Here is a 22,436-nt window from a genome sequence, read left to right on the forward strand (position 1 = left end):
TGCCCTCACGGTATGTGGTTCTTCGGTGCCGAGAGCCGTTCGGACGGGATGCTCCGGGCCTACTCGCAGAGCAATCTCAGGATCGCGTCGTTAGGCGTCGAAGGTGTTCACCATCGCGTGCGCGGCCCGGTCGAGGTAGTCCCAGAGCGTTGCATCGTCGAGTGCGGAGAGTTCGAGGCTGTCGACCGCGGCACGCATGTGGAGCAGCCAACGGTCGCGGGCATCCGGATTCACTGAGAACGGCAGGTGGCGCGCGCGCAGCCGAGGGTGGCCGCGCTGCTCCGAATAGGTGCCAGGGCCGCCCCAATATTGCTCAAGAAAGCCCGTGAGCCGCTGGATTGCCCCCTCAAGATCCGGCTGCTCCGGGTACATCGGCAGCAGCACCTCATCGGTGCGGATGCCGTCGTAGAACGCCCGCACGAGCCGCTCAAACGTGGGACGCCCGCCGATCTTCTCGTAGAAGCTGCCGAGGGCGGCCTCGCCGTGCTCACTCACGCGGAGCGTCACCGGGTTCACCTGTCCGCCGGGGAGCTCGCCGCTCACAGCCGTGACTTTCTCGGTGGTTTCGGATCCGCGGTCGTGGCAATCGGGTTTGGCTCCGTGCGTGGGGGACGTGCTCCCTTGATGCTCTCCGCTCCCTCGAAGCCGCTCAGCACGATGCTGTTGAGGGCCGGGAGCCTGATGCCCATCGCATCGAGACCCGACTTGAGCCGTGCCCGCAGATCCCGTGCCACGTCATCCTTCACGCCCGCCCTGGTCTTCATGACCAGGCGTATCACAATCGCCTCGGCGGAAATCGACTCGATGCCCCAGATCTCGGGCTTCTCGAGGATGCGGCTGCGCCACTTGGGGTCGGCGGCCATCTCCGTGCCGATCGTGAGCATCCGCTCCTGAACCGCTGCGACATCCGCGTCGTAGGGAACGGCGAGGTCGATGATGACTCGCGACCAGCCCTGCGACATGTTGCCGACCCGGATGATCTCGCCGTTGCGCACGAACCAGACGGTGCCGTTCACGTCGCGGATCTGCGTGATGCGGATGCCGACCGCCTCGACGACACCGGTGGCGGGCCCCAGGTCAACGACGTCGCCGACCCCGAGCTGGTCCTCCGCGACCATGAAAAGACCGTTGAGCACGTCTTTTACGATGTTCTGGGCACCGAAACCGAGGCCGGCACCGAGCGCTGCGGTGATCAACGCGAACGAGCCAAGAATGGTCGGGTTGATGGTGGTGATGATCGAGAGCCCGGCCACGATCACCAGCACAACGGCCACGATGTTATTCAGAACGCTGCCAAGGGTGCGGGTGCGCTGCACGACCCGCACGGCGCTGAGCGGAGACGTAATCAGGGCCTGGGTGTCCTGCACGTGCTGGCGCTTCTTCACCCCGGTCACAATGCGATTGACCACCCGATCGATCACGATTCGCAGTGCGATGCGCAACGCGACGGCGACAACGATGATCAGGATCACCTGCACGAATGTCATCTCGTAGATATGGCTGACGGCCGCCCAGAAGGCGGTCCATCCATCGATCGCTACCGCAGTCATCATGGTGCCCGAGTTTACCGCGGGCGTTTGTGCGCTCCCGTCGGGGGCGTCTACACGTCTCGACGCTTGAGGAGCACGCCCGCGATGATCCCGAAGAGCGACACCCAGGCCGCGAGCACGAGTAAGCCCAGGCCAGCGTCGAGAATGACGACGTCCTTGATCTGAGGGAGCGAGCCGATCGCGTAGGTCGACATCCGCTGTCCCGCGGTGCTGGGAAGAAACTCGAGGATGTTCTGAGCCCACGGCGACCGGGTGATGCTGACGAAGATCTGCATGATGATCGGCGCGACGAAGAGCAGGCCGATCGCCGCGGAGATCCCGCCTGCGCTGTTGCGGATGATGGTGCCGAGGAAGAGCGCCATCAGGCCGACCAGCGTCATGAAACCGGCGGCGCCGAGGACAGCGAGCCACACCCTACCGTCTCCAAAATCGAGATTCATGCCCTTGGCATTCAGGAGCGGAGCAGCGATCAGAGCGCTACCTGCAAGTGTGACGAGGGAAATGACGAAGGTCGAAACACCGAACACGACGGCCTTGGCGAGCAGCGCTGGCAACCGCTTCGGAACCGCCGCAAAAGTGGAGCGGATCATGCCAGTGCCGTACTCGCCGGTGATGACGAGAGCACCGAGCACAGCGATGACGAGCTGGCTGAAAGCGGTTCCGATCGTTGCGAACTGCGCCCAGAATGCCTGATTGAGGACTGGCGTCCCGTCTTTCGGGGCCGGGACCACGGAGGACAGCAGGAAGGCGAGCCCGAGGTTAATGATCAGGATGATGCCGTAGCACCACACCGTGGAGCGCAGCGAGGTGAGCTTGATCCACTCCGAGAGCAGCAGCCCCCGGAAGCTGAGCCCTGAGCCGTGGGCTATGTACGTTGTCGTGGTGGTCATCGGGCAATCCCTCCGGCGTGATATTCGACTTCGTCCTTGGTCAGGGCGAGGTAGGCGTCTTCGAGTGAACCGGCCTGCGGAGCGAGCTCGTGAAGCACCACACCGTTGCGCGCTGCGAGCTCACCGATCTGCGGCGCGGTCAGTCCCGTCACCTGCAGAAGGTGGGGCTGGTCATGGGCAACTACGACGTCCGGGGCGGCGAGCAGCGCGGCGAATCGCTCGGCATCCGGTGTGCGAACCTGCACGGCGTTACCGGTCGCGAGAGCCACGATGTCGCGGACCGGTGCATCCGCAATGATCCGACCGCGCCCGAGCACGATGATGTGATCGGCGGTCTGCGCCATTTCGCTCATCAGGTGTGAGGAGAGAAAGATCGTGCGGCCCTCTGAGGCGAGAAAGCGCGTGAGATTACGCACCCAGATCACACCCTCGGGGTCGAGCCCGTTGACCGGCTCATCGAGGATCAGCGTGGCCGGGTCCCCGAGAAGGGCTGCGGCGATTCCGAGCCGCTGCCCCATTCCAAGCGAGAAGCCGCCGACGCGCTTTCGGGCCACGGAATCGAGGCCGGTGAGTCCGATCACCTCATCGACGCGGGCTCGGCCGATGCTGTGGGTGGCAGCAAGTGCCCGCAGGTGGTTGATCGCCGAGCGACCGGTGTGAACCGCTTTGGCGTCGAGCAGCACACCGACTTCGCGCAGCGGTGCTTTGAGGTCGGCGTACCGCTTGCCGTTGACCGTCACCGCCCCACTCGACGGTCGGTCGAGCGCGACCACGAGCCGCATCGTCGTCGACTTTCCCGCCCCATTCGGACCGAGGAAGCCGGTTACCATTCCCGGTTTCACTGAGAAGGTCACGCTGTCGACGGCGGTCTTCGCGCCATAGTGTTTGGTCAGGCCGGTCGCTTCGATCACAAAATCATCCTCATGTATTCGAGCCTAGCGATGGCATCCCTCGAGGGAATCATCCGTCCGGGGGATATTCCGGTGCGCGCCCATGAGTCATCGCCGCAATGGTCATTCCGGGACGGCGTATCCGCCCGGAATGACCACACTCATTCGGATTGTCGTGCGCGGCTAAGCGTCTTTCGATTGCACGGCCAGTGCGCGCTCGACTCCCGCAAGATTCTCGGTGACGAGACGGCGAAGTGCCGGGATGTCGGGGTTGGCAGCGAGCCAGGACTTCGTCGCGGTGACGAGCGCTTCGGATGCCAGTGGCGAGGGGTACAGGCCGAGGATGATGTACTCCGCGATCTTGTACGACCGGGTAGCCCAGATGTCGCCAAGGGCCGCGAAATATGGCGCGACCAGGGACTCGAGAACGCTCGGGTCGTTCACGTGCAGGTAGCCGACGGTCACGTTGTGCACGATCGAGTTCGGCAGGGCATCGCTGTCCACGAGCGAATCAAATGCTCTGCGCTTGCCCTCGGCGGTGGGGATGGAGGCCGATACCCGCGCCGCCGCCTGTTGGCCGTTGGAAGTGTTGTCGGCCGCGAGGGCGGCGTCGATCTCGGGCTGGCCGACCACGCCGGTGAGCACGAGTCCCTCCAGGATTTCCCAGCCGAGGTCGGTGTCGATCTCCAGCCCCTCAAGCGGGGCCGAGCCGTCACGAAGTCCGGTGAGCGCCGCCGCATGCTCGGTCGTCGACGCGTAGGCCGCGAAGAACTTGACGAACTGGAACTGGGCGTCCGAGCCGGGGGCGGCCCCCGTCGCGAGCGTCCAGAGGCTGTCGCCGATGTGCGTGAGTGTCTCGGTGCGGTGCTCGGGGGCCACGTACTGCTTCGCTGCTAGGCCAAGCTGGCCGAGTGTGGTGCGGATGGTGGTGGACTCGGTCTCGCTCGCGATGTTGCCGAGCACCAGGCGCACGTAGTCGCTCGCGGGGCTTTCGCCGTCGCGGGTAGCATCCCACGCCGCGCCCCAAACGATTGCGCGAGCAAGCGGGTTCTCGATGTGCGCGAGGTGATCGATCGCCACGGCGAGCGAGTCGGGGTCAAGACGGATCTTCGCGTAGGCGAGGTCATCGTCGTTGAGCAGCACCAGCGCTGGCTTGGTCGTGCCGACGAGCTCAGCGACCTCGGTGCGCACGCCATCCACGTCGAGCTCCACCTGGTGGGTGCGCACGAGCGCGCCGTCGAACAGGTCATACAGGCCGACCGCTAGGCGGTGCGGGCGGATGGTCGGGTAGTCGGTTGCGGCCGTCTGCACGATGGCGAACGCGGTGATGACACCCGTTGCACTCGTTTCGATCTCGGGTGTCAGGGTATTGACACCAGCTGTTTCGAGCCAGAGCGCTGACCATCCGCTGAGGTCTCGGCCGCTTGTGACCTGAAGCTCGGCAAGCAGGTCGCTGAGCTCGGTGTTACCGTATTCGTGCTTTGCAAAATAGGCGGCGACGCCGGCGAAAAAGGCGTCGATTCCCACCCACGCCACGAGTTGCTTCAGCACCGATCCGCCCTTGGCGTAGGTGATGCCGTCGAAGTTCACCTGCACGGCCTCGAGATCATCGATGGTCGCGACTACGGGATGGGTCGACGGCAGCTGGTCCTGGCGGTAGGCCCAGCTCTTCTCCATCGCCTGGAACGTGGTCCAGGCTTCGGTCCATTCCGTAGCTTCTGCGGTGGCTATCGTGGAGGCCCACTCGGCGAATGACTCGTTTAGCCAGAGGTCGTTCCACCATTTCATGGTCACGAGGTCGCCGAACCACATGTGGGCGAGTTCGTGCAGGATCGTCACGACGCGGCGCTCTTTGATCGCGTCGGTCACTTTTGACCGGAACACATACGACTCGGTGAACGTCACAGCGCCAGCGTTCTCCATCGCGCCCGCGTTGAACTCCGGCACGAACAGCTGGTCGTACTTTGCGAAGGGATAGGGGTACTGGAACTTCTCCTCGTAGTACGCGAAACCCTGGCGAGTCTTCTCGAAGATGTATTCCGCGTCGAGGTACTGGCTGAGTGACTTGCGGGAGAACAGTCCAAGCGGGATGACACGGCCGCTACGGCTGGTCAGCGCCGACCGCACGACCGCGTACGGGCCGGCTACGAGCGCGGTCACATAGGAGGACAGGATCGGGGTTGGCTCGAACGCCCAGGTAGCGGACTCGCCGGTAATCACGGGATCCGGAGTGGGCGAGTTACTGATCAGCTGCCATGCCGCGGGGGCGGTGACCGTGAATCCGAACGTGGCCTTGAGGTCGGGTTGCTCGAACACCGCGAATACCCGGCGGGAATCCGGAACCTCAAACTGCGTGTATAGGTAGACCTCGTTGTCGACCGGGTCGACGAAGCGGTGCAGGCCTTCTCCGGTGTTGGTGTACTCGGCGTCGGCAACGACGGTGAGTACGTTGTGTGCCGCAAGGCCGTCCAGCTGGATACGGATGCCATCATTCACCGCGGCGACATCGAGCTCCGCTGCATTGAGCGTCACGGAATGAACCGTGCGCGTGAGTGCGTCGATAAAGGTGGACGATCCCGGTGTCGCGTCGAATGTGACGACCGTTGTGCTGCGGAAGATCTCCGGCCCGGTTGTCAGGTCGAGGGTCACATCGTAATGGTCAACCGAAACGAGCGACTTGCGCTCCTGGGCTTCGACGCGGGTGAGGTTCTCTCCAGGCAACTGCGGCTCCTTCGCTCAATGGATCGTGTCCAAAAAAAGAGTCTAGTTGGACCGGTCAGGGCGTCGGCTGGAGTTCTCGGATCGACGGCACTAGTGAGCTCTCGGCGGTGCAGTCCGCGATAGCGAGGGCGAGCAGTTCGCGGAGCCGCTGGTTCGAGTCCTGCACGCAGGCATCCGCGATGCCCACGACTGCGGTGCGGATGATCGCCTCGCTCATGAAGGGAATCGTACCGACGGAGACCGAGCCCATTGACTGCAGAAACTCGCCGGCCCAAGAACTCGCGCCGGGCGTGTCTTCGAGCGCGCTACGGATCAGTGCGCGACTGCTGCTTGATCCGCTCTCGCCCCAGCCAGCGAGCAATTCGTCGCAGCGAAGCAGGCCTGCGGCGAGAGCTCGCTGGCGTCCCTCGCTCGCGATTGGCAGGGCGGCGCTCGCAGCACGAACCGCCAGACGGATGGCGGTGATCGTGCCATCGCCGGTCAGGCCGATGACGGACGGGATCATCGTGACCAGGTGGCCCCGCGCAGCATCCGAGGTGCAGTCGTTCACCATCCGGGCCAGGGAGGCGAGCGACGGATCAGTGCAGGAGGGATGGTCGCTCCATTTCTCCCCCGCGAGATACGACGCATACTCCATGAAGCAGGCACCGCGCCGCGGCGTGCGGTGCTTGCCCCGAGACAGGATAGGAAGCAGGACTGGTGTTGTGCGCATAAGGGCCTCCGACGACCGGCGCACTCCGTGTCGGCGCGCCCTGTCGTTTCAGTGTGCGCCCTACCGGCCGGTGAATCCAGACCCAGATTGGAATACCCTCACTCATTACTCGGTTACCCGAAACATGACCGAAACCCGCGTGACTCCGATCGCCGTCGACTTCTGGTTCGACCCCTCCTGTCCGTGGGCTTGGATGACCAGCCGCTGGCTCGACCAAGTGGCCGCGCTGCGCGATCTCGAGGTGAGCTGGCACGTGATGAGCCTCGCCGTGCTCAACGAGAATGCAACGGATCTTTCGGAGGCCTACCGCGAATTCCTCCCGCGGGCGCTCCGATACACGCGCCTGGTCGCGGCAGTCGCTGAAATGCACGGCCAGACCTCGGTGAAACCGCTGTACGACGCGCTCGGTACGCGCATTCATCCCGGTGAGCGCGCGGACGTCGATGCGATCATCGCCGAGTCTCTCGCCGAGGTCGGACTCCCCGTTTCACTCGCGGCCTTCGCGGACTCTGACGAATACGACCCGCAGATGCGCGCGTCGCACTTCGACGGAATCGAGCGAGTCGGGCAGGATGTCGGCACCCCGGTGATCGCGATCGGCGACTACGCCTTCTTCGGCCCGGTCATCTCGCCCGCACCGAAAGGCGAACAGGCGGCTGCTCTCTGGGACGGTGTGGTCGCGCTGGCGAGTTATGACGGCTTCTTCGAACTCAAGCGGTCCCGCACCCGGGGGCCCATCTTCGACTAGCAGCCCTGCACTCCGTGTTGGTGTATCCGCACTCATCTCCGCGCCCGCGAGTGACACGCGCGCCCGAAGGTGCGGGCGCGCGTGTCACTCGCGGGCGCGGAGGAGGCGGCAACCGTAGTGTTGCCCTATGGCCAGCACGGTTTTCGAACGCTCCGCACCCGACGCCCGCATCATTACCGAGGCCCTGGCGGATGCCCGGCTCGCGCCGTTCTGGCTCGACGACATCGGCCCTCAACTACGCCACCCACGGCACTCCGGTACCGCGCACTACGACCTCGCAGTAGTGGGAGCCGGCTACACCGGGCTCTGGACGGCGCTGCAGGCGATCGAGCGTGATCCCGGCACGCGAGTGATCGTGCTCGAGGCGAAGACGATCGGCTGGGCGGCGTCCGGGCGCAACGGCGGATTCTGCGAGGCATCCCTCACCCATGGCGAGGCCAACGGGCTCGCCCGCTTTCCCCGGGAGCTCGAACAGCTCGACCGGCTCGGTGCGGAAAACCTCGACGAGATAGCGGCGACCGTCGACCGGCTCGGGCTGGACTGCGACTTCGAGCGCACCGGATCACTCGCGGTGGCGACCGAGCGTTACCAGCTGCCTGAACTCGGCGCCGCCCACGACGGCGAAGGCGAGTTGTATTACGACGCCGAGGGCATCCGTGCTCTGGTCAATTCGCCCACCTACCAGGGCGGCTTGTGGAGCAAGCACGCGACGGCCCTCATCCACCCGGCGAAGCTTGCCGCAGAACTCGCGCGGGCGTGTATCGAGGCCGGCGTCGATATCCGCGAGAACTCACCGGTGACGGGCATCGACAGCGAGCTGCCGACGGGTGCGGTGACTCTCACCACCGATGGTGGCTTCGTCAGCGCCGAGAAGGTTGCCCTTGCCACCAACGTGTTCCCTTCCCTGCTCAAGCGTTACCGCCTTCACACCGTGCCGGTCTATGACTACGTGCTCATGACAGAGCCATTGACGGATGCCCAACTCGCCGCCATCGGCTGGGAAGGTCGGCAGGGCGTCGCCGACCTGGCCAACCAGTTTCACTACTATCGCCTCAGCGCCGACAACCGCATCCTGTGGGGTGGCTACGACGCGATCTATCACTACGGCGGACGCATCCGTCCGTCGTACGATGACCGGCCGCAGTCTTTTCAGAGGCTCGCGAGCCACTTCTTCACGACCTTCCCGCAACTCGAAGGCGTGAAGTTCAGCCATCGCTGGGCCGGTGTCATCGACACCAGCACCCGGTTCTGTGCGTTCTTCGGACTCGCTCGCCGGGGCCGGGTCGCCTACGCCGCCGGCTTCACCGGGCTTGGGGTCGGCGCGAGCCGGTTCGCCGCCAACGTGATGCTCGACCATCTCTCGGGTGAGCCAACTGAGCGCACCGAGCTCGAGATGGTTCGCTCGACGCCGCTGCCCTTTCCGCCAGAGCCGGCGACCTTCGCCGGGGTACAGGCCACCAAGTGGGCGCTCGACCGGGCCGACCATAACGACGGGCGTCGCAACCTGCTCCTGAAGACGCTGGATGCGGCGGGGCTTGGCTTCGATTCCTGAGCCGCTGACTGTCGCCGCTGACTGAGCCGCTGACTGTCGGCGCTCCGCAGTAGCGTATGGACATGAACCAACAGGACCTCTTCCTCATGTCTGATGCCGCCCTACGAGAAGTCATCGACATGGTCGACCTCGACCAGCTGTCCCTTGCCGTTCCGGCGGACTGGTCGCGCAAGCCCGACCCGGCCCTTCGCGACATTCTCGCCTATCACGCGTTCGACGAGGCCTGGGTGCCGGATGTGCTCGCCGGCCGCGCCGCGGAGGAGGTCGGTGCCTGCCACGACGGCGACCTTCTCGGCGACGATCCGATCGGAAACTACGACGACATCAACGATGCGGCTACCGAGGCTGTCGCCGCTGATCTCGACCTCGACCGCGTCGTGCATCTGAGCTACGGCGACTTCTCGATCGGCGACTACCTCGTGCACACCAGCACGTTCCGCGCTTTTCAGGCTTGGTCGATCGCGAAGTTCATCGGCCTCGATTACTCGCTTCCGGATCCGCTCGTCGATGGCCTCTGGGAGATCCTCGGCCCGCAGATCGACAGCTTTCGGGCGATGGGCGCCTTTCCGCCAGAGAACAAGGTTCCCGCGGACGCGGACGCCGAAACGCGACTGCTCGCGCGGGTCGGATACTGGGTTCCGTGACGCCCCAAGCCTCTACCGCGATCGCTGCGCTCGACCTGACCATCCTGCACGAGCCGGTCGAAGCCGACCAGGTGGTCGATGGAACTCCGACTACGGGCTCCACCACGGTGACGACTTTCGGCGAGCTCGAGGTCGGGGTGTGGGAGATGACCGTCGGTGCGATGCGGGATGTCGAGAGTGACGAGGTTTTCGTCGTGATCGCCGGACGCGCCACGGTCACTTTCGGCGCCGATGATCGGGTGATGAATCTGTCCCCGGGATCGGTGGCGCGCCTGGCCGCTGGCGAGCACACGGTGTGGACAGTGACCGAGACGATTCGCAAGGTCTACCTAGCCGAGACGCAAATCGCCGAGATGCATATCGCCTAGATTCGTATCGCCTAAATTGGAGAGCATGCGCATCCACATCGCCACCGACCACGCCGGGCTCGAATTCAGCGAGGATCTCCAACAGCACCTGCGCACCGCTGGTCACGAGGTCGTGGATCATGGCCCGACGGTCTATGACGCGGTGGACGACTACCCGAGCTTCTGCATCAACGCGGCACGCGGCACCGTCGCGGACCAGAACGCCGGGATTCAGGCCCTCGGAGTCGTCTTCGGAGGCTCAGGCAACGGCGAGCAGATGGCCGCCAACAAGGTACTCGGTGCCCGTGCGGCACTGGTCTGGAACGTGTCCACGGCCCTGCTTGCCCGCCAGCACAACGATGCGAATCTCATCGCGATCGGCGCACGGCAGCACAGCGTCGAGGAGGCGAAGCTCTTCATCGACACCTTTATCGCGGAGCCGTTCTCGGGCGAAGAGCGTCACGCCCGCCGCATCGCGCAGCTCGCAGAGTACGAAGCAACCGGGCTGATCGCCAGCCGCGAGATCGACTAACCGTGCCAGAGGGCCATTCCGTCCACCGCATCGCTCGCCAATTCGCCCGTCATTTCGTGGGAAAACAGACGGCCGTCTCGTCTCCGCAGGGCCGTTTCGCCGAGGGGGCGACCCTCCTCGACGGGCACACGATGATCGATGCCTGCGCCGTCGGCAAACAGATGTTCCTCGAATTCGACAATCACCTGTGGCTTCGGGTGCATCTCGGTCTCTACGGAGCCTGGGATTTCGCTGGCGACTTCACGGCGGATGCCTCCCTCACCTCTGCGAGGGGACGCCCGGGGCAGACTGCAGAGCGTGGCACGATCCTTGATCAGGATGCCGCCGAGGACTCCCTGTCGAGCATCGGTGCCCCCCGACGGCGCCGGCTACGAATGTCGGAGCAGGAAGAGCTCAGGGACACGGAGTTCAGCTTCCCAGCCGCGCCCGTCGGCGCCGTTCGCGTGCGACTGCTCACCCGTGACACCGTTGCTGACCTGCGCGGCCCCACAGCCTGCGAGGTGCAGACCCCCGAGCAGGTGGACGCTTCGGTCGCGAAGCTCGGTCCTGATCCGCTGGTGGACGACCAGGCGCTCGGCGAGGAACGTTTCGTGAGCGTCATCCGCAAGAAACCGACGCCGATCGGACTGCTGCTGATGGACCAGTCGGTCGTCAGCGGCATCGGCAACGTCTATCGCGCCGAGTTGCTCTTTCGCGCGAGACTCAACCCTCACACGCCAGGCAAACTCGTGCCGGAGGAGGCCCTGCGCGCCCTGTGGCGCGACTGGTGCTCCCTTCTCGCCATCGGCGTGAGGACCGGCCAGATGCTCACCATGGACGGGCTGACTCCCGCCGCCCATCGCAAGGCACTCTCCCACCGCAAGGATCGACACTGGGCCTATCACCGCGCCGGCCTACCCTGCCGGGTCTGCGGAACCAACATTGTGCTAGAGGAGCTCGGTGGGCGAAAGCTCTACTGGTGCCCGATCGACCAGGCCTGATTCAGAGAAAGACACCGAAATGCCCGTGTTCTCCAGCATCCATCACATTGCTCTCACCGTCAGCGACCTCGAGGTGAGCGTGCCGTTCTACGAGACACTGTGGGGGAGCGCGTCGGTGGCCACCCTCACCGGCGAATCTTTCGTACGACGCATCTTTCGGCCGATACCCGGACTCACCGTCGGTCTCACCCAGCACGAGACTCAGCCCTCCGGGCCGTTCGATCCGACCCGGCTTGGTCTCGATCACGTGGGATTCGCCTGCGTCGATCGGGAGGCGATCGTCGAGTGGGCGGAGCACCTCGATGCTGTCGGAATCGCCCACAGCGAGATCGTCGACACCGATTACGGCACTGCGCTGAGCGTCAAGGATCCCGACAACATCGCCCTCGAGTTTTATGTGAGCGCGCGGCCGGCCGGCGTCTGAGACCGGCAGCAGCACAATGGTCGAATGAGATACACCCCGCACTTCGTGACCGACGACCTCGATGGGAGCTGCAGAATCGCGAATCATATTCGGCGCCCCGATGAGCCGGTGCAGCAACCGGGGAAGCGGCACAATAACGATTTAGTGCCCATCGGGAAACACCTGATCGGTGCGCTCCCCGCACCCCTGAACTACTGTCAGACGAGGAGAGCTTCTCCGTACTCGAGGGGCTCGGCGACCATTTCGAGAAGTGGATGCCGCAGCCGATGACGCTGCAGATCGACGCGCCAGCCGCCCGATACCTCGCCACCGGCACCGTCGGCCTCCGGCTGCGCGTCACCCGATCCGAGGCCAGGCTCAAGTTGAGCCAGAACAGGGAGCCCGCCGTCGTCGAGCTCATCGTGCGGCACCTCGAGGGCGAGGGAGCATATTCGAGCGAAGCTTTCGCCACAGAGATACGACGCGCAAATTCGGTCGCCCCATGACGACACTGGCGCTCCGCAACGGTCGTATCGACGGGGGAGAGCCGATCGACCTGCTGATCGAGAATGGCACAATTCAACAGATCGGCGTCGGGCTCACCGCGCCTCGCTCGATCGACCTCGAAGGCAGGCACGTCGTCCCCGGGCTCTGGGACGACCACGTGCATCTCAGCCAGCACGCCCTCGCTCACCGCCGGGTCGACGTGTCGGCGGCCGGTTCCGCCGCCGAAGCCGCGGCAATCATGGCGGCCGCGGCCGTGGTGCGACCAGCTGCGCCCGGGCTTCCGCTCGTGGGGTTCGGCTTTCGTGACGGTCTGTGGCCGGATCCCCCGACCGCCGCAGTGCTCGATGCGGCCATGGGAGCCCTTCCGACGGTGCTCATCAGTGGCGACCTGCACTGCTGCTGGCTCAACACCGCGGCACTCGATCGTTACGGCTTCGCGCTCCACCCGACCGGAGTCCTCCGCGAAAACGATGCCTTTCGTGTCACCGATTCGTTGCATGACGTGCCCGACAGAGTGCTCGACGGATGGGTGGCCGAGGCGGCGGTGACGGCGGCGGCCCGAGGGGTCGTCGGAGTCGTCGACTTTGAGATGGCCGACAACCTCACCGTTTGGACCCGGCGGATAGCGGTCGGATGCGACTCCCTGCGGGTCGCCGCCGGCATCTACACCGAGCACCTCGATACCGCGATCGCTGCCGGTCATCAAACGGGGGCGGTCATCGCCGATACTGGTGGCCTTCTGGCGGTCGGTCCATTCAAGATCCTCATCGATGGATCACTGAACACCCGAACCGCCTACTGCGTGGACGAATACCCGGGCCTTGAGGGGCATCCGCACTCGCACGGCATGCTCACCGTGTCACCGGACGTCCTCGTACCGATGCTGCGGCGGGTGTCCGCCGCGGGAATCCTGCCCGCAGTGCATGCGATCGGGGACGACGCCAACCGCATCGCCCTCGATTGCTTCGAAGCGGCCGGATGCCGCGGACGAATCGAGCACGCCCAGCTTGTGCGTGACACCGATCTGCCCCGCTTCGCCGCCCTCGGGGTGACCGCGAGCCTGCAGCCCGAGCAGGCGATGGATGACCGTGATGTCGCTGACCGCTACTGGGCCGGCCGCACTGCGCGCGCGTTCCCGCTGCGCAGCCTGATCGATGCCGGTGCGACGCTAGTGCTCGGTTCGGATGCTCCGGTCGCGCCGCTCGACCCGTGGATCACGATCGCGGCCGCGGTCGGCCGCGCGCGAGACGGGCTGACCGCGTGGCATCCCGAACAGGCGATCAGCACGGCCGAGGCGATCGCTGCATCCGCCCACGGCCGGCGCCGCGTAGCGAGGGGTGATGTCGCGGACCTGTGCGTCGTGGAGATCGACCCGCTCTCTGCCACTCCCGCGGCGTTGCGCACAATGCCGGTATCAGCGACGTTGATTGCGGGGCGATTCACCCATAGCGTGCTGGAGTAGCGCTCTGCCGCGCTCCGCGCGCGACGAGGATCCATCGGTCCTTGGCACGCGGTGGAGTTGCCACACGCATGCTGAGGTTCGACGCATCGGTGGGCTGACTCCACGGCGTGCCGCGCCTGAGGGTGCTGGCGTGACCAGATCCCCACTTCGAGTGCTTGTCGTCGACGATTCCGTGCGGCGCCATCGGGCTCGCGAATTGATGACAAATCTCGGCATCCTGTTGCTCTCTCAGTGTGTGGAGATCTCGTGCGCCAGGGAACTGCTGTCATCGGGCAACGGCGGTATCAGCGATCTGTTGAAGGATCGAATCGCGTCGCTTGCAGAACTTGAAGAAGCGATCGAACGGATCGCATCGGGCGGAACGGTGCCCGACCCCGAAGTCGTTGCACAGTCACTCAGGCGCCGACACGACCCGCCCGGCTCGCTCACGCCCAGGGAGCGTGAAGCTGTGACGCACATGGCGGAAGGTCGCACGAATGCGGCGATTGCCACCGCGCTGGTCGTTGGTGCGGGAGCAGTGGGGAAGAACGTCACATCGAGTTTTCGAGAAATTAGGTCTCGACGATGCGCGCAACGACCACCGCCGTATTCTCGCGGTTCTGGCCCGGCTGCAGCGCTCTGATCAGCCATGCCACAGTTGAGCCCGGTCTAGCGCGCGCCGACCAGGCGTGAGTCGATGGGCTCGGGAGTCGCCAGCTGAATCTCTGGACGGTGTTCTTCGATTCGATTGGTCCAGCTGAGGCCGTTCCACCAGCGCAGCTGCGGAAGGCCGAGCGGATCGCGGTACCAACCGGCGGGCACGGGGGAGTGGTCGTTCACTGAGGGCATCGGGAAGCTCCTGTGGAAATTTGCCCTACCGCAAAGGGCTGTTCGGGTGCGGTGGCCCCACAATAGTCCCCCTTAGAGGGGACAGGACAGACCCCCGAATGGGGGTCGTGGTGAATCCTCGCGTCGGGTGACATTCAGAGCCCTCAGCGCAGCGCACGGATGCGCATCGCGACACTGTGCATCCGCAACACACTCTTCTCGAATCGTGCCGCGAAGACCACGACGGCGATTCCCACCGGCACGAACCAGAGCCACCATTCCACCGACTCGTAGATCGCCCGGATCTGCGGCGCGAAGGTGACGATCGCATGGATCAACACCACGATCACAGCGAGCAAGAAGGGCGCCTGGAGCCGCAGCACGGCACTCACGATGATGATCGTCACGCCGACGACGCCAAGCCCCACCAGCCGCCACAGCGGAGGATGATCCGCCGTCGCGATCAGCGAAGGAACCAGTAGCACCGCCACGCCCGGTGCGAGCCAGGGCCAGGTGCGGGCGGTCGGCGTTCGCGACAGGGTTAGGGCACCGGTGACGACGAGCGCACCGGCGACGGGGATGGTGCCGAGCTCGACCGGGTGGATCGCCCCGGTGAGGAGCGCTCCGATGACGGCGATTCCCGCGCCGACGATTGCTATCCAGCCGATGGCTCGCGTGAAGGGCGCGCGTTCGATCAGAAAAGTGATCACGTGAAGCGCGCAGAAGAGTAGGATCACTGCGATCGCACGCAGCGAGCCGAGCGCGGTGTCCTCAAACGCCGTGAGCTCAAACCCGAGCACGATCGCAAGGCCGAGCACCCCGAGCACCTGGCTCGCGATCGTCCGCCAGGCGGTGTCCTTGATGTATCGCGACGCGGTCCTCGCCTGCCCGAACGCAGCGATGATCAGCACGAGGAGCCCCGTGGCTAACCAGGCGTCGAGACGGATGTCGGGGGTGCCGGATTGCGAGCGGAGAAATGCGCACCGACCAACGACGACCGTGAGGATGCCGAGCGCACCGGTGAGCGCGACCGCGTCGAGATACGGGCGTGACCGGGATGTTCCGACGGGGGAGCTGCCCGCTATCGCAAGAGCAGCCGAGACCACAGCGACAACAACGGCACGGAGGAGTGGCCCGCTGGCAGCGACCGCGCTGAGAGGCAGAATCGCCACCAGAAGAGCAACCAGCGTGATCACCGGCGTGACGAGATCCGGCGCCGAGGCCGCCGCCGACCGGTTCGCCCGCCAGAGGAACAGCGCGACGAGCAGCAGCACGCCGGTCAGCGGCAGCACGTAGGGCTCGAGGTCCTGGACCCTCGAATCGCCGAGCCGCCACCAGAGACCCGCCGTTGCAAGGGCCAAGGCACCCCAGCCGAGGTGCCGTCTCGGAGAGGTGGAGCCGACCAGCCCATCGGGACTCGTCGCCAGCATGAGCGTGACGAGCGCTGCGAACACCAGCACGAGCCAGGTCACCGAGTCGTGCCGGTCCACCCCGATGACGACGCTGGGCACGGCGACGATCAGTATTCCGAGTTCCCGCGGCCGACGATCGCTGCCCAGAATGCCCCGGTGCGGTTCGCCGGCGGCGGGGGTCGGCGCACGGCGCCGCAGGACAGCGGCGACGAGCACACCGACGGCAGCGAGGAGGGCTGCGGAGATCGACCCGACGGAACGCGCGAGCTCGGGGAGGTCGATCACCCGGGCAAACGAGTCCACGACCAACGTGAGGGTGGGGGCGAGAGCGACGGATGCGGCGACGCTCTCCCAGCGGAGTCGAGAGGCGACTGGCCGCATCACCACGATCAGCAGCGCCGCGAGGAGGGCAGTGTTCACGGCGAGGCTCGTGCCGGGCTCCGGCAGAAGCAGCGAGACCCGCTCGCGTGCAGAGAGTCCCCCGACCGACAGGGACAGGATGACGAAAGACGACGCGGCCGCCGCGCCGCCGATCCAGAAGATGACACGGCGATCGAGCGACGAGAGGCGGGCGTGCACTCGGAAGCCGGACAGCACGAGCAGCACGATGGCGATGATGCTGACGGCACGGAAGGCATTGTCGGCGTCTGGCGTGGGATCGGGGAGAGCCGGGAGTGCCAGTTGGCGCGCAGCGGCTGCGGCACCGATGAGTACGACGAGGGCAGCCGCTCCCAACGCAGTCGCCCGGCCGAGGGGGCTTGCCGGAAGGAGTCGACCGGTCAACAGTACGGCGACAACCACGATCGATCCGATCCACCACGTGCCGGTGCTACCCCACCCGACGAGGTAGCCGAGGGTGCCCGAGGTGGCGAGGAGCACCAGAAGAGGAGAACGGAGCGGTGGGCCGAAGTGGCGGCGGTGTGACCAGAGAAGCGAGCCGAGCGCGGCTGCGGCGAGAATAAGCCACCCCGCAAGCACCGCGGTGAGGCCGGTGAGTAATGGCACGGCCACGACAAGCACGGCCGCACCGAACCAGACGAGAGTCGAAACGCGCCGCTTCAGTGTTCCGCCAATCGACCACGCGGCCGCGGCAAGCAGGCAGCAGAGCGCCAATGCGGCAACGGCCAAATCAGCGATAGCGGCACGATGCACCAGTTCGTCCTGAGGGGCGAGAGCCCACGAGGAGGAGACGGCTCGGAAGACTGCGGTCGCTGTGGTCCCTGCGGCGACGGCGAGGGGAAATAACAGGGCGATACCCGCGACCGTTGCCGCCGCGATCGTGGCGACAAACGCGCTCCGCCGATGGGATGATGCCGCACCGGTTGTGCCACTCGACCGGTGCCAGAGCAGTTCGAGCCCGAGGGTGATGACGGCTGCTGCGACTGGCGCAGCGATGACGGTGACGGCGGGGTCGCCGAGGCGGAGAGCCCCCGATGCCACGGAGACTGCCGCGGCCAGACCACCGGTACCGGCAAAAACTGCCGCGGAGAGCATGGGTTCTTCCGGTGAGGAACGCCCGATCAGCCAGGCGTGCAGCGCGGCAAGGCCGGCGACGGCGAAGAATGCCGGGCTCGACGCCATCGGCTGGCTCGGCGCGACAGCCGATGCCGTGGCGAGAGCGCCGAACAGGGCAATCCCGGTGAGCCCACGCACGATGAGGCGCTCGGGCCGACCTTCACGGGCCGGATGCGTCGCCGTCGCCGGGCGGCGGGTCCAGTGGTGGACGACCCCGGCCAGCGTCGCCGAGGCGAAGGCGATGAACAGTCGGCTGCCGTCATCCGCAGCCTGGCTCAGGCCTCCAACCAGGAGGGCGATGCCGGGCACGATCGCGGCGAAGCCGACGATGTGGGCCGTACGAAGGCCGGACAATCGATACCAGGCGAGGAAGACGGCCGCGGTGACAACGAGCGCCGCCCCCCAGAACGCCGAACCGTCGGTGCCTCCGCTGCCGAAGAAATCATTGGCGCGGATCGCGAACGCATCCAGATAGACGAGCACGACGGCGAGCACCGCGATCCCCTCGGCGGTAGCGGTGAGGGAGCGACGTCGCAGGCTCGACGCGATCACGAATGAGGCTACCGTGACCGCGGCGATGATGAGCGAGCGACCGAGGATACCGAAGTTGATGAAGGCGTACACGAGGAAGAAGACCGCGGCGACCGAAAGCAGCGAAATTCCCACGATGAGCAGGATCACCTGCACGCTCGAGCGGCGGGGAGAAGGCGCGACGGTGGTTGCGCTCTCGGCTGGCACTTCTGGGGGAGCGGAATGGGTCGGGCTGGTGCCAGCGTTGCTGGCAATTCGGGGGAGCGGCATCGGCGCGTCGATGGTGTGCGTGCGGGTCTCTTCGGCCGCGGCGGCATCCTGCTCCTCGGCGGCCATAGCGGCCGCGGAGCGCGCCTGCGCCGTATCCCAGCGGATTTTGCCGATCACCGCGAGCCGTCGATCGAGCAGTGTCGCGGCATCCCGAGAGAGGGTCACGATCTCACTGGCAGAGGGGTGGGTGAGGTCGAGGTCGCAGGCCCGGCAGGTCGTGGTGACCAGCGCGGTCTGGCAGGCGGGGCACTGGGTGGTACTGCCGAGATCTGAGAACGATCGAGGGAACAGCGCCAGCCCGGCAAACCTGCGATAGTCCAGCACTGACGGGCTGGCACCCTCGACGATGATCCCCTTCTCCAGAGGTGTCGCGCCGAGCGCTTTAGAGCCTGGTTCGGCCATGTTCCGGTTCCCCCTCGAACGGTTGTGCGCTCAGGCTACCGGTATGTGGATTCGCGTCTCGACTACCACGCCAGCCGGTGGATAGCCGTCGAGACGCACTGACATGCAAGAGTGGACGCCGTGACTGCTCCCGCCAGGCCGCCCCGGATCTCACCGTTATCGCTTCCCGCTCTTGACGCGATCGACGGGCGGCTTCTCATCGACCGTGATGAGCGGGACCGTGAGCACTACCGCGACTCCGATCTCACCGGATATGACCTCACCGGCACGTCATTCACGGAGTGTGACTTCTCGTCGGTCACCCTCGACGACGCGCAGCTGCGGGGCGCACGGTTCTCCGAGAGCCGGATCACTGACTCCTTCGCCCCGTCCCTGTTGGCCGCGCGAACACACTGGCGGGAGGTACTCATCGAAAATCCGCGGTGGGGTTCGGCCGAACTGTTCGAAGCGGATCTAGCGTCTGTCTACGTGCGCGGCGGCAAGATCGATTACCTCAATCTCCGCGCCTCGAAGATCACCGATCTCCTGATCGAGGACTGCACGATCACCGATCTTGATCTGGGCGGCTGTCGCGGTACTCGCATCGAACTGCGCAATTGCCGACTTGAGACCCTCGATGTCACCCGCGCAGCTCTGGCGGACGTCGATATCCGGTCAACTTTTCTTCGCACCGTCACCGGGCTGGAGGGTCTTCGCGGCGTGACGATTGACGAGTACCAGCTTTCGCTCTTCGCACCACTGTTCGCAACCCACCTCGGCGTAGTGGTCGATTGAGCGCAGCATTCACAGCGAATAAGTGCTCCCGCCCGCACGGCGCCTCCCGCCAGGTCAGCGTCGAACGGAACCGGTGAGTCCGGCGAGCGAACTGAGGATCGCGGGGCGGACGGCGACCCAGGCCGCCGCCATGACGATGAGCGAGATCGCGAAGATACCCGCGCCCCACCAGGTGTAGTCGTCCCGCGAGGCGTACATGTGATTGAGGTTGCGGAGGGCTCCGGTGACCAGAACCAGAGTCACATGCACGGCGATGAACGCGGCGAAGAAGAGCATCACCGGGTAGTGGATGGCACGGGCCACCGGAAGCGGAAATACCCGGTCGAACCGCTTGAACCGGTCGGCGAGACCCGGGGCCATCCGGATTCCCGTGATCAGCGCAAGGGGCGCCGCGATGAAGGTGATGACAAAGTAGGAGAGCGTCTGAAGCGCGTTGTAGTTGACCCAGCCGTTCTCGGTCGGCCAGTTGAACGAGGCGTATTGGATTCCAACCGATACAGCGTTCGGGAAGATGTCCCAGTGAATCGGCACGATGCGAACCCACTGCCCGGTGGCGAAGATGAGCACGAAGAAGATCACCCCGTTGAGAATCCAGAGCGTATCAAGGCTGAGGTGCAGCCAGAGATGAAGCCCGATTCTCACCGGCGGATTTTTCGTTCGAAGCAGACCGGTGTTGGTGCGGGTCCAGTAGGCCGGTGGCCGTTTGGTGGTGCGCACCTGCCATCCGGTGCGAATGATAAAGAGGATGAAGAACGAATTGAGGAAGTGCTGCCAACCGAGCCAGGCCGGGAAGCCGATCGGGGCTCCCTCGGGCAGCTTCGACTCTCCGGGGAAGTCGCGCATGAACGACTGCACCGCCGGAAGAGCACGGATGCCGCGCGCGGCCAGAACAAGGAGGAACAGCGCAACGAGAATGGCCGGCACGATCCAGACGAGCCGGAACCAGCGGCTTTCGCGAAACGCGCCCACTCAACCCCTCCGGGCGTTGACGGCGTCGATGAGCTGCGGCACCACCGTGAAGAGGTCTCCGACCACTCCGAAGTCGGCGACTTCAAAGATGGGCGAGTCCGCGTCTTTGTTGATCGCGATGATCGTCTTGGCGCTCTGCATTCCTGCCCGGTGCTGGATCGCGCCGGAGATGCCGAGGGCGATGTAGAGGTTTGGCGACACCGTCACCCCGGTCTGCCCGACCTGCATATTGTGGTCGCAATATCCGGCGTCGACCGCGGCGCGGGATGCCCCGACCGCCGCTCCCAGGGAGTCGGCGAGTTGCTCGACGAGCTCGAACTTCTCTTTCGACCCGAGTCCGCGACCGCCGGAGACCACGATGTCGGCGGTCTGAAGGGTGGGACGCTCAGAGGCCTGCGCCTGCTCATGGCGGGCGGTGATCTCCGTGGTCGCGGTGGTATCACCCGAGATATCGATCTCATGGACGGTTCCGGCTGCGGCCGGTGCCACTCCCTCGATCGAATGCGGGCGAAGGGAGATGACGGGGATACCGCGGCCGGTTCCAGCGGTGACGGCATAGGAGCCGCCGAATGCCTGTTGGGTGACGACGACCCCGCCGTTTACGGAGGCAATCCCGACGGCGTCGCTCTGGTACGCGGCGTCGATCCGGATCGCCAGTCGAGCGCCTGCTTCGCGGCCATCGGTGGAGTTGCTCACAATGACGGCGGAGACGTCTCCGGACGCCGCGACAGCGGCCTTCAGAGCCGCGACCTGCGGGGTGACAAGCTGGGAACCAGCCCCCTCCCGCGACGCGACGAAGACGGTACCGGCGCCGAGTGCGCCCAGTTCGGCGGCGAGCCCGGCTGCTGCTCCCGGCTCAACGACGATCACTGCGGCGGGAGAACCGAGCTGGGCGGCGGCCGCAAGCAGTTCCGAAGTGCTGCTGTCGAGCGCGCCATCCGCGAGTTCGACCAGAACAAGTACCTGTGTCATGTGTGCCTTCTTCCTCAACCAGAGTGTGTGCTAAATCAGTTTTGATGCCGCGAGGAACTCGGCAACCTGTGTTCCCGCGGTGCCGTCGTCCTTGATGATGGTGCCGCCGGAGCGCGGGGGGCGAGCCGTGACCTCCACGACGACCGACCAGGAGTTGTCAGCACCGGTGTCGCCGGCTGCGAGGGGAAGATCGGCCAGTGCGAGTACCTCGACCGGCTTCTTCTTGGCAGACATGATGCCCTTGAAGTTCGGATAGCGCGCTTCGGCAATCTGTTCGGTAACGGATACGAGGGCGGGAAGGGAGGCACGAAGTTCGACGTGTCCCTCCGTGGTGACACGTTCGCCGGTGACTGTGCCACCCGAGCCACCGTCCGCAGACACGGTGAGGGTGCGCAAGAAGGTGAGCTGGGCCAGCCCGAGCCGCTCGGCAAGCATCGCCGGCACTGCGGCGCTTCGACCGTCCGTCGATTCGTTACCGGTGATCACAAGGTCGAAGCCGCGGCCGTCGAGGGCTGCGGCGAGCGCCGCGGAAGTTTGCACAACATCCGATCCAGTGAGCCCGTTGTCGATGATGTGGATGCCTCGGTCGGCCCCCATCGCCAGCGACTTGCGGATCGCATCAAGTGCGCTCGCTGGCCCCATGGTCACGACGGTCACGTCGCTCCCCGAGTTGGCCTCCTTGACGAGGAGCGCGGCTTCGACAGCCTTCTCATTGATCTCGTCGATCACGACGTCACCGCCGCGATCCACCCGCTTCGTCGAGGGGTCGATGCGCCGATCGCCCCAGGTGTCGGGTACCTCTTTCACGAGCACTGCGATCTTCATCACGCTCTCCGGTTTCCTCAT

Annotated in this window: 22 protein-coding genes; 11 read left to right on the forward strand and 11 right to left on the reverse strand. The window is 65.5% G+C overall.

The window, feature by feature from the left end; genetic code table 11:
- Positions 1 to 90 precede the first annotated feature (90 nt).
- The 6 genes from RCH11_RS00930 to RCH11_RS00955 all read right to left on the reverse strand — a co-directional run bounded on the left by RCH11_RS00930 (position 91) and on the right by RCH11_RS00955 (position 6,763).
- A complete protein-coding gene (locus RCH11_RS00930) occupies positions 91 to 495 on the reverse strand; it encodes a globin (RefSeq protein WP_327055382.1) in 405 nt (134 codons plus the stop codon).
- A 44-nt stretch (positions 496 to 539) separates the two neighbouring features.
- Positions 540 to 1,553, reverse strand: coding sequence for a mechanosensitive ion channel family protein (locus tag RCH11_RS00935; protein WP_442788978.1), 1,014 nt, complete (start codon positions 1,551 to 1,553; stop codon positions 540 to 542).
- Between the two features lie 47 nt (positions 1,554 to 1,600).
- Complete coding sequence (locus tag RCH11_RS00940) at positions 1,601 to 2,440, reverse strand: ABC transporter permease subunit (RefSeq protein ID WP_327055110.1); 840 nt, start codon at positions 2,438 to 2,440, stop codon at positions 1,601 to 1,603.
- On the reverse strand, positions 2,437 to 3,351 hold the full coding sequence (locus RCH11_RS00945) for an ABC transporter ATP-binding protein (RefSeq protein ID WP_327055111.1): 915 nt from the start codon (positions 3,349 to 3,351) through the stop codon (positions 2,437 to 2,439). The genes RCH11_RS00940 and RCH11_RS00945 overlap by 4 nt, the downstream gene beginning before the upstream one ends.
- Before the next feature lie 162 nt (positions 3,352 to 3,513).
- Complete coding sequence (pepN, locus tag RCH11_RS00950; RefSeq protein WP_327055112.1) at positions 3,514 to 6,051, reverse strand: aminopeptidase N; 2,538 nt, start codon at positions 6,049 to 6,051, stop codon at positions 3,514 to 3,516.
- Between the two features lie 55 nt (positions 6,052 to 6,106).
- Entirely contained in the window at positions 6,107 to 6,763 is a 657-nt protein-coding gene (locus RCH11_RS00955; RefSeq protein WP_327055113.1) for a hypothetical protein, read from the reverse strand.
- Positions 6,764 to 6,887: 124 nt separating this feature from the next.
- On the opposite strand from RCH11_RS00955, the gene RCH11_RS00960 reads away from it, so the two are divergent.
- The 10 genes from RCH11_RS00960 to RCH11_RS01005 all read left to right on the forward strand — a co-directional run bounded on the left by RCH11_RS00960 (position 6,888) and on the right by RCH11_RS01005 (position 14,560).
- Complete coding sequence (locus RCH11_RS00960; protein ID WP_327055114.1) at positions 6,888 to 7,511, forward strand: mycothiol-dependent nitroreductase Rv2466c family protein; 624 nt, start codon at positions 6,888 to 6,890, stop codon at positions 7,509 to 7,511.
- A 127-nt stretch (positions 7,512 to 7,638) separates the two neighbouring features.
- Positions 7,639 to 9,063, forward strand: coding sequence for an NAD(P)/FAD-dependent oxidoreductase (locus RCH11_RS00965; protein ID WP_327055115.1), 1,425 nt, complete (start codon positions 7,639 to 7,641; stop codon positions 9,061 to 9,063).
- 62 nt (positions 9,064 to 9,125) lie between these two features.
- Positions 9,126 to 9,707, forward strand: a complete 582-nt coding sequence (locus RCH11_RS00970) for a hypothetical protein (RefSeq protein ID WP_327055116.1) — start codon at positions 9,126 to 9,128, stop codon at positions 9,705 to 9,707.
- Positions 9,704 to 10,075, forward strand: coding sequence for a cupin domain-containing protein (locus RCH11_RS00975; protein ID WP_327055117.1), 372 nt, complete (start codon positions 9,704 to 9,706; stop codon positions 10,073 to 10,075). Before RCH11_RS00970 ends, RCH11_RS00975 begins: the two co-directional genes overlap by 4 nt.
- 25 nt (positions 10,076 to 10,100) lie before the next feature.
- Positions 10,101 to 10,586 (forward strand): ribose-5-phosphate isomerase, encoded by a 486-nt coding sequence (locus tag RCH11_RS00980; RefSeq protein ID WP_327055118.1) that lies wholly within the window; start codon positions 10,101 to 10,103, stop codon positions 10,584 to 10,586.
- 2 nt (positions 10,587 to 10,588) lie between these two features.
- Positions 10,589 to 11,566: an Fpg/Nei family DNA glycosylase gene (locus tag RCH11_RS00985; protein ID WP_327055119.1), complete on the forward strand. Its 978-nt coding sequence runs from the start codon at positions 10,589 to 10,591 to the stop codon at positions 11,564 to 11,566.
- A gap of 19 nt (positions 11,567 to 11,585) precedes the next feature.
- Complete coding sequence (locus RCH11_RS00990; RefSeq protein ID WP_327055120.1) at positions 11,586 to 11,990, forward strand: VOC family protein; 405 nt, start codon at positions 11,586 to 11,588, stop codon at positions 11,988 to 11,990.
- A 266-nt stretch (positions 11,991 to 12,256) separates the two neighbouring features.
- Positions 12,257 to 12,475: a hypothetical protein gene (locus RCH11_RS00995; RefSeq protein ID WP_327055121.1), complete on the forward strand. Its 219-nt coding sequence runs from the start codon at positions 12,257 to 12,259 to the stop codon at positions 12,473 to 12,475.
- Positions 12,472 to 13,938 (forward strand): amidohydrolase, encoded by a 1,467-nt coding sequence (locus RCH11_RS01000; RefSeq protein WP_327055122.1) that lies wholly within the window; start codon positions 12,472 to 12,474, stop codon positions 13,936 to 13,938. Before RCH11_RS00995 ends, RCH11_RS01000 begins: the two co-directional genes overlap by 4 nt.
- A 130-nt stretch (positions 13,939 to 14,068) precedes the next feature.
- Entirely contained in the window at positions 14,069 to 14,560 is a 492-nt protein-coding gene (locus tag RCH11_RS01005) for a hypothetical protein (protein ID WP_327055123.1), read from the forward strand.
- Between the two features lie 26 nt (positions 14,561 to 14,586).
- Here RCH11_RS01005 and RCH11_RS01010 read toward each other — a convergent pair whose 3' ends face one another.
- Both RCH11_RS01010 and RCH11_RS01015 read right to left on the reverse strand, forming a co-directional pair.
- Positions 14,587 to 14,766 carry a DUF2510 domain-containing protein gene (locus RCH11_RS01010; protein ID WP_327055124.1) on the reverse strand — a complete coding sequence of 60 codons (180 nt, stop codon included), beginning with the start codon at positions 14,764 to 14,766 and terminating at the stop codon, positions 14,587 to 14,589.
- A 143-nt stretch (positions 14,767 to 14,909) separates the two neighbouring features.
- Positions 14,910 to 18,875: an SCO7613 C-terminal domain-containing membrane protein gene (locus RCH11_RS01015; RefSeq protein WP_327055125.1), complete on the reverse strand. Its 3,966-nt coding sequence runs from the start codon at positions 18,873 to 18,875 to the stop codon at positions 14,910 to 14,912.
- Positions 18,876 to 18,995: 120 nt separating this feature from the next.
- Between RCH11_RS01015 and RCH11_RS01020 the strand changes: the two genes are divergently transcribed.
- Positions 18,996 to 19,649, forward strand: coding sequence for a pentapeptide repeat-containing protein (locus RCH11_RS01020; RefSeq protein WP_327055126.1), 654 nt, complete (start codon positions 18,996 to 18,998; stop codon positions 19,647 to 19,649).
- 54 nt (positions 19,650 to 19,703) lie between these two features.
- On the opposite strand, the gene RCH11_RS01025 is transcribed toward RCH11_RS01020, so the two are convergent.
- The 3 genes from RCH11_RS01025 to RCH11_RS01035 are packed head-to-tail and all read right to left on the reverse strand — an operon-like array spanning position 19,704 to position 22,415.
- Positions 19,704 to 20,618 (reverse strand): cytochrome b/b6 domain-containing protein, encoded by a 915-nt coding sequence (locus tag RCH11_RS01025; protein WP_327055127.1) that lies wholly within the window; start codon positions 20,616 to 20,618, stop codon positions 19,704 to 19,706.
- On the reverse strand, positions 20,619 to 21,590 hold the full coding sequence (locus tag RCH11_RS01030) for an electron transfer flavoprotein subunit alpha/FixB family protein (protein ID WP_327055128.1): 972 nt from the start codon (positions 21,588 to 21,590) through the stop codon (positions 20,619 to 20,621). It lies immediately after the preceding gene.
- Positions 21,591 to 21,620: 30 nt separating this feature from the next.
- Positions 21,621 to 22,415 carry an electron transfer flavoprotein subunit beta/FixA family protein gene (locus RCH11_RS01035; protein ID WP_442788986.1) on the reverse strand — a complete coding sequence of 265 codons (795 nt, stop codon included), beginning with the start codon at positions 22,413 to 22,415 and terminating at the stop codon, positions 21,621 to 21,623.
- Positions 22,416 to 22,436 lie beyond the last annotated feature (21 nt).

Origin of the sequence: Glaciihabitans sp. GrIS 2.15, assembly GCF_035984695.1 — a bacterium.
Taxonomy (GTDB): domain Bacteria; phylum Actinomycetota; class Actinomycetes; order Actinomycetales; family Microbacteriaceae; genus Lacisediminihabitans.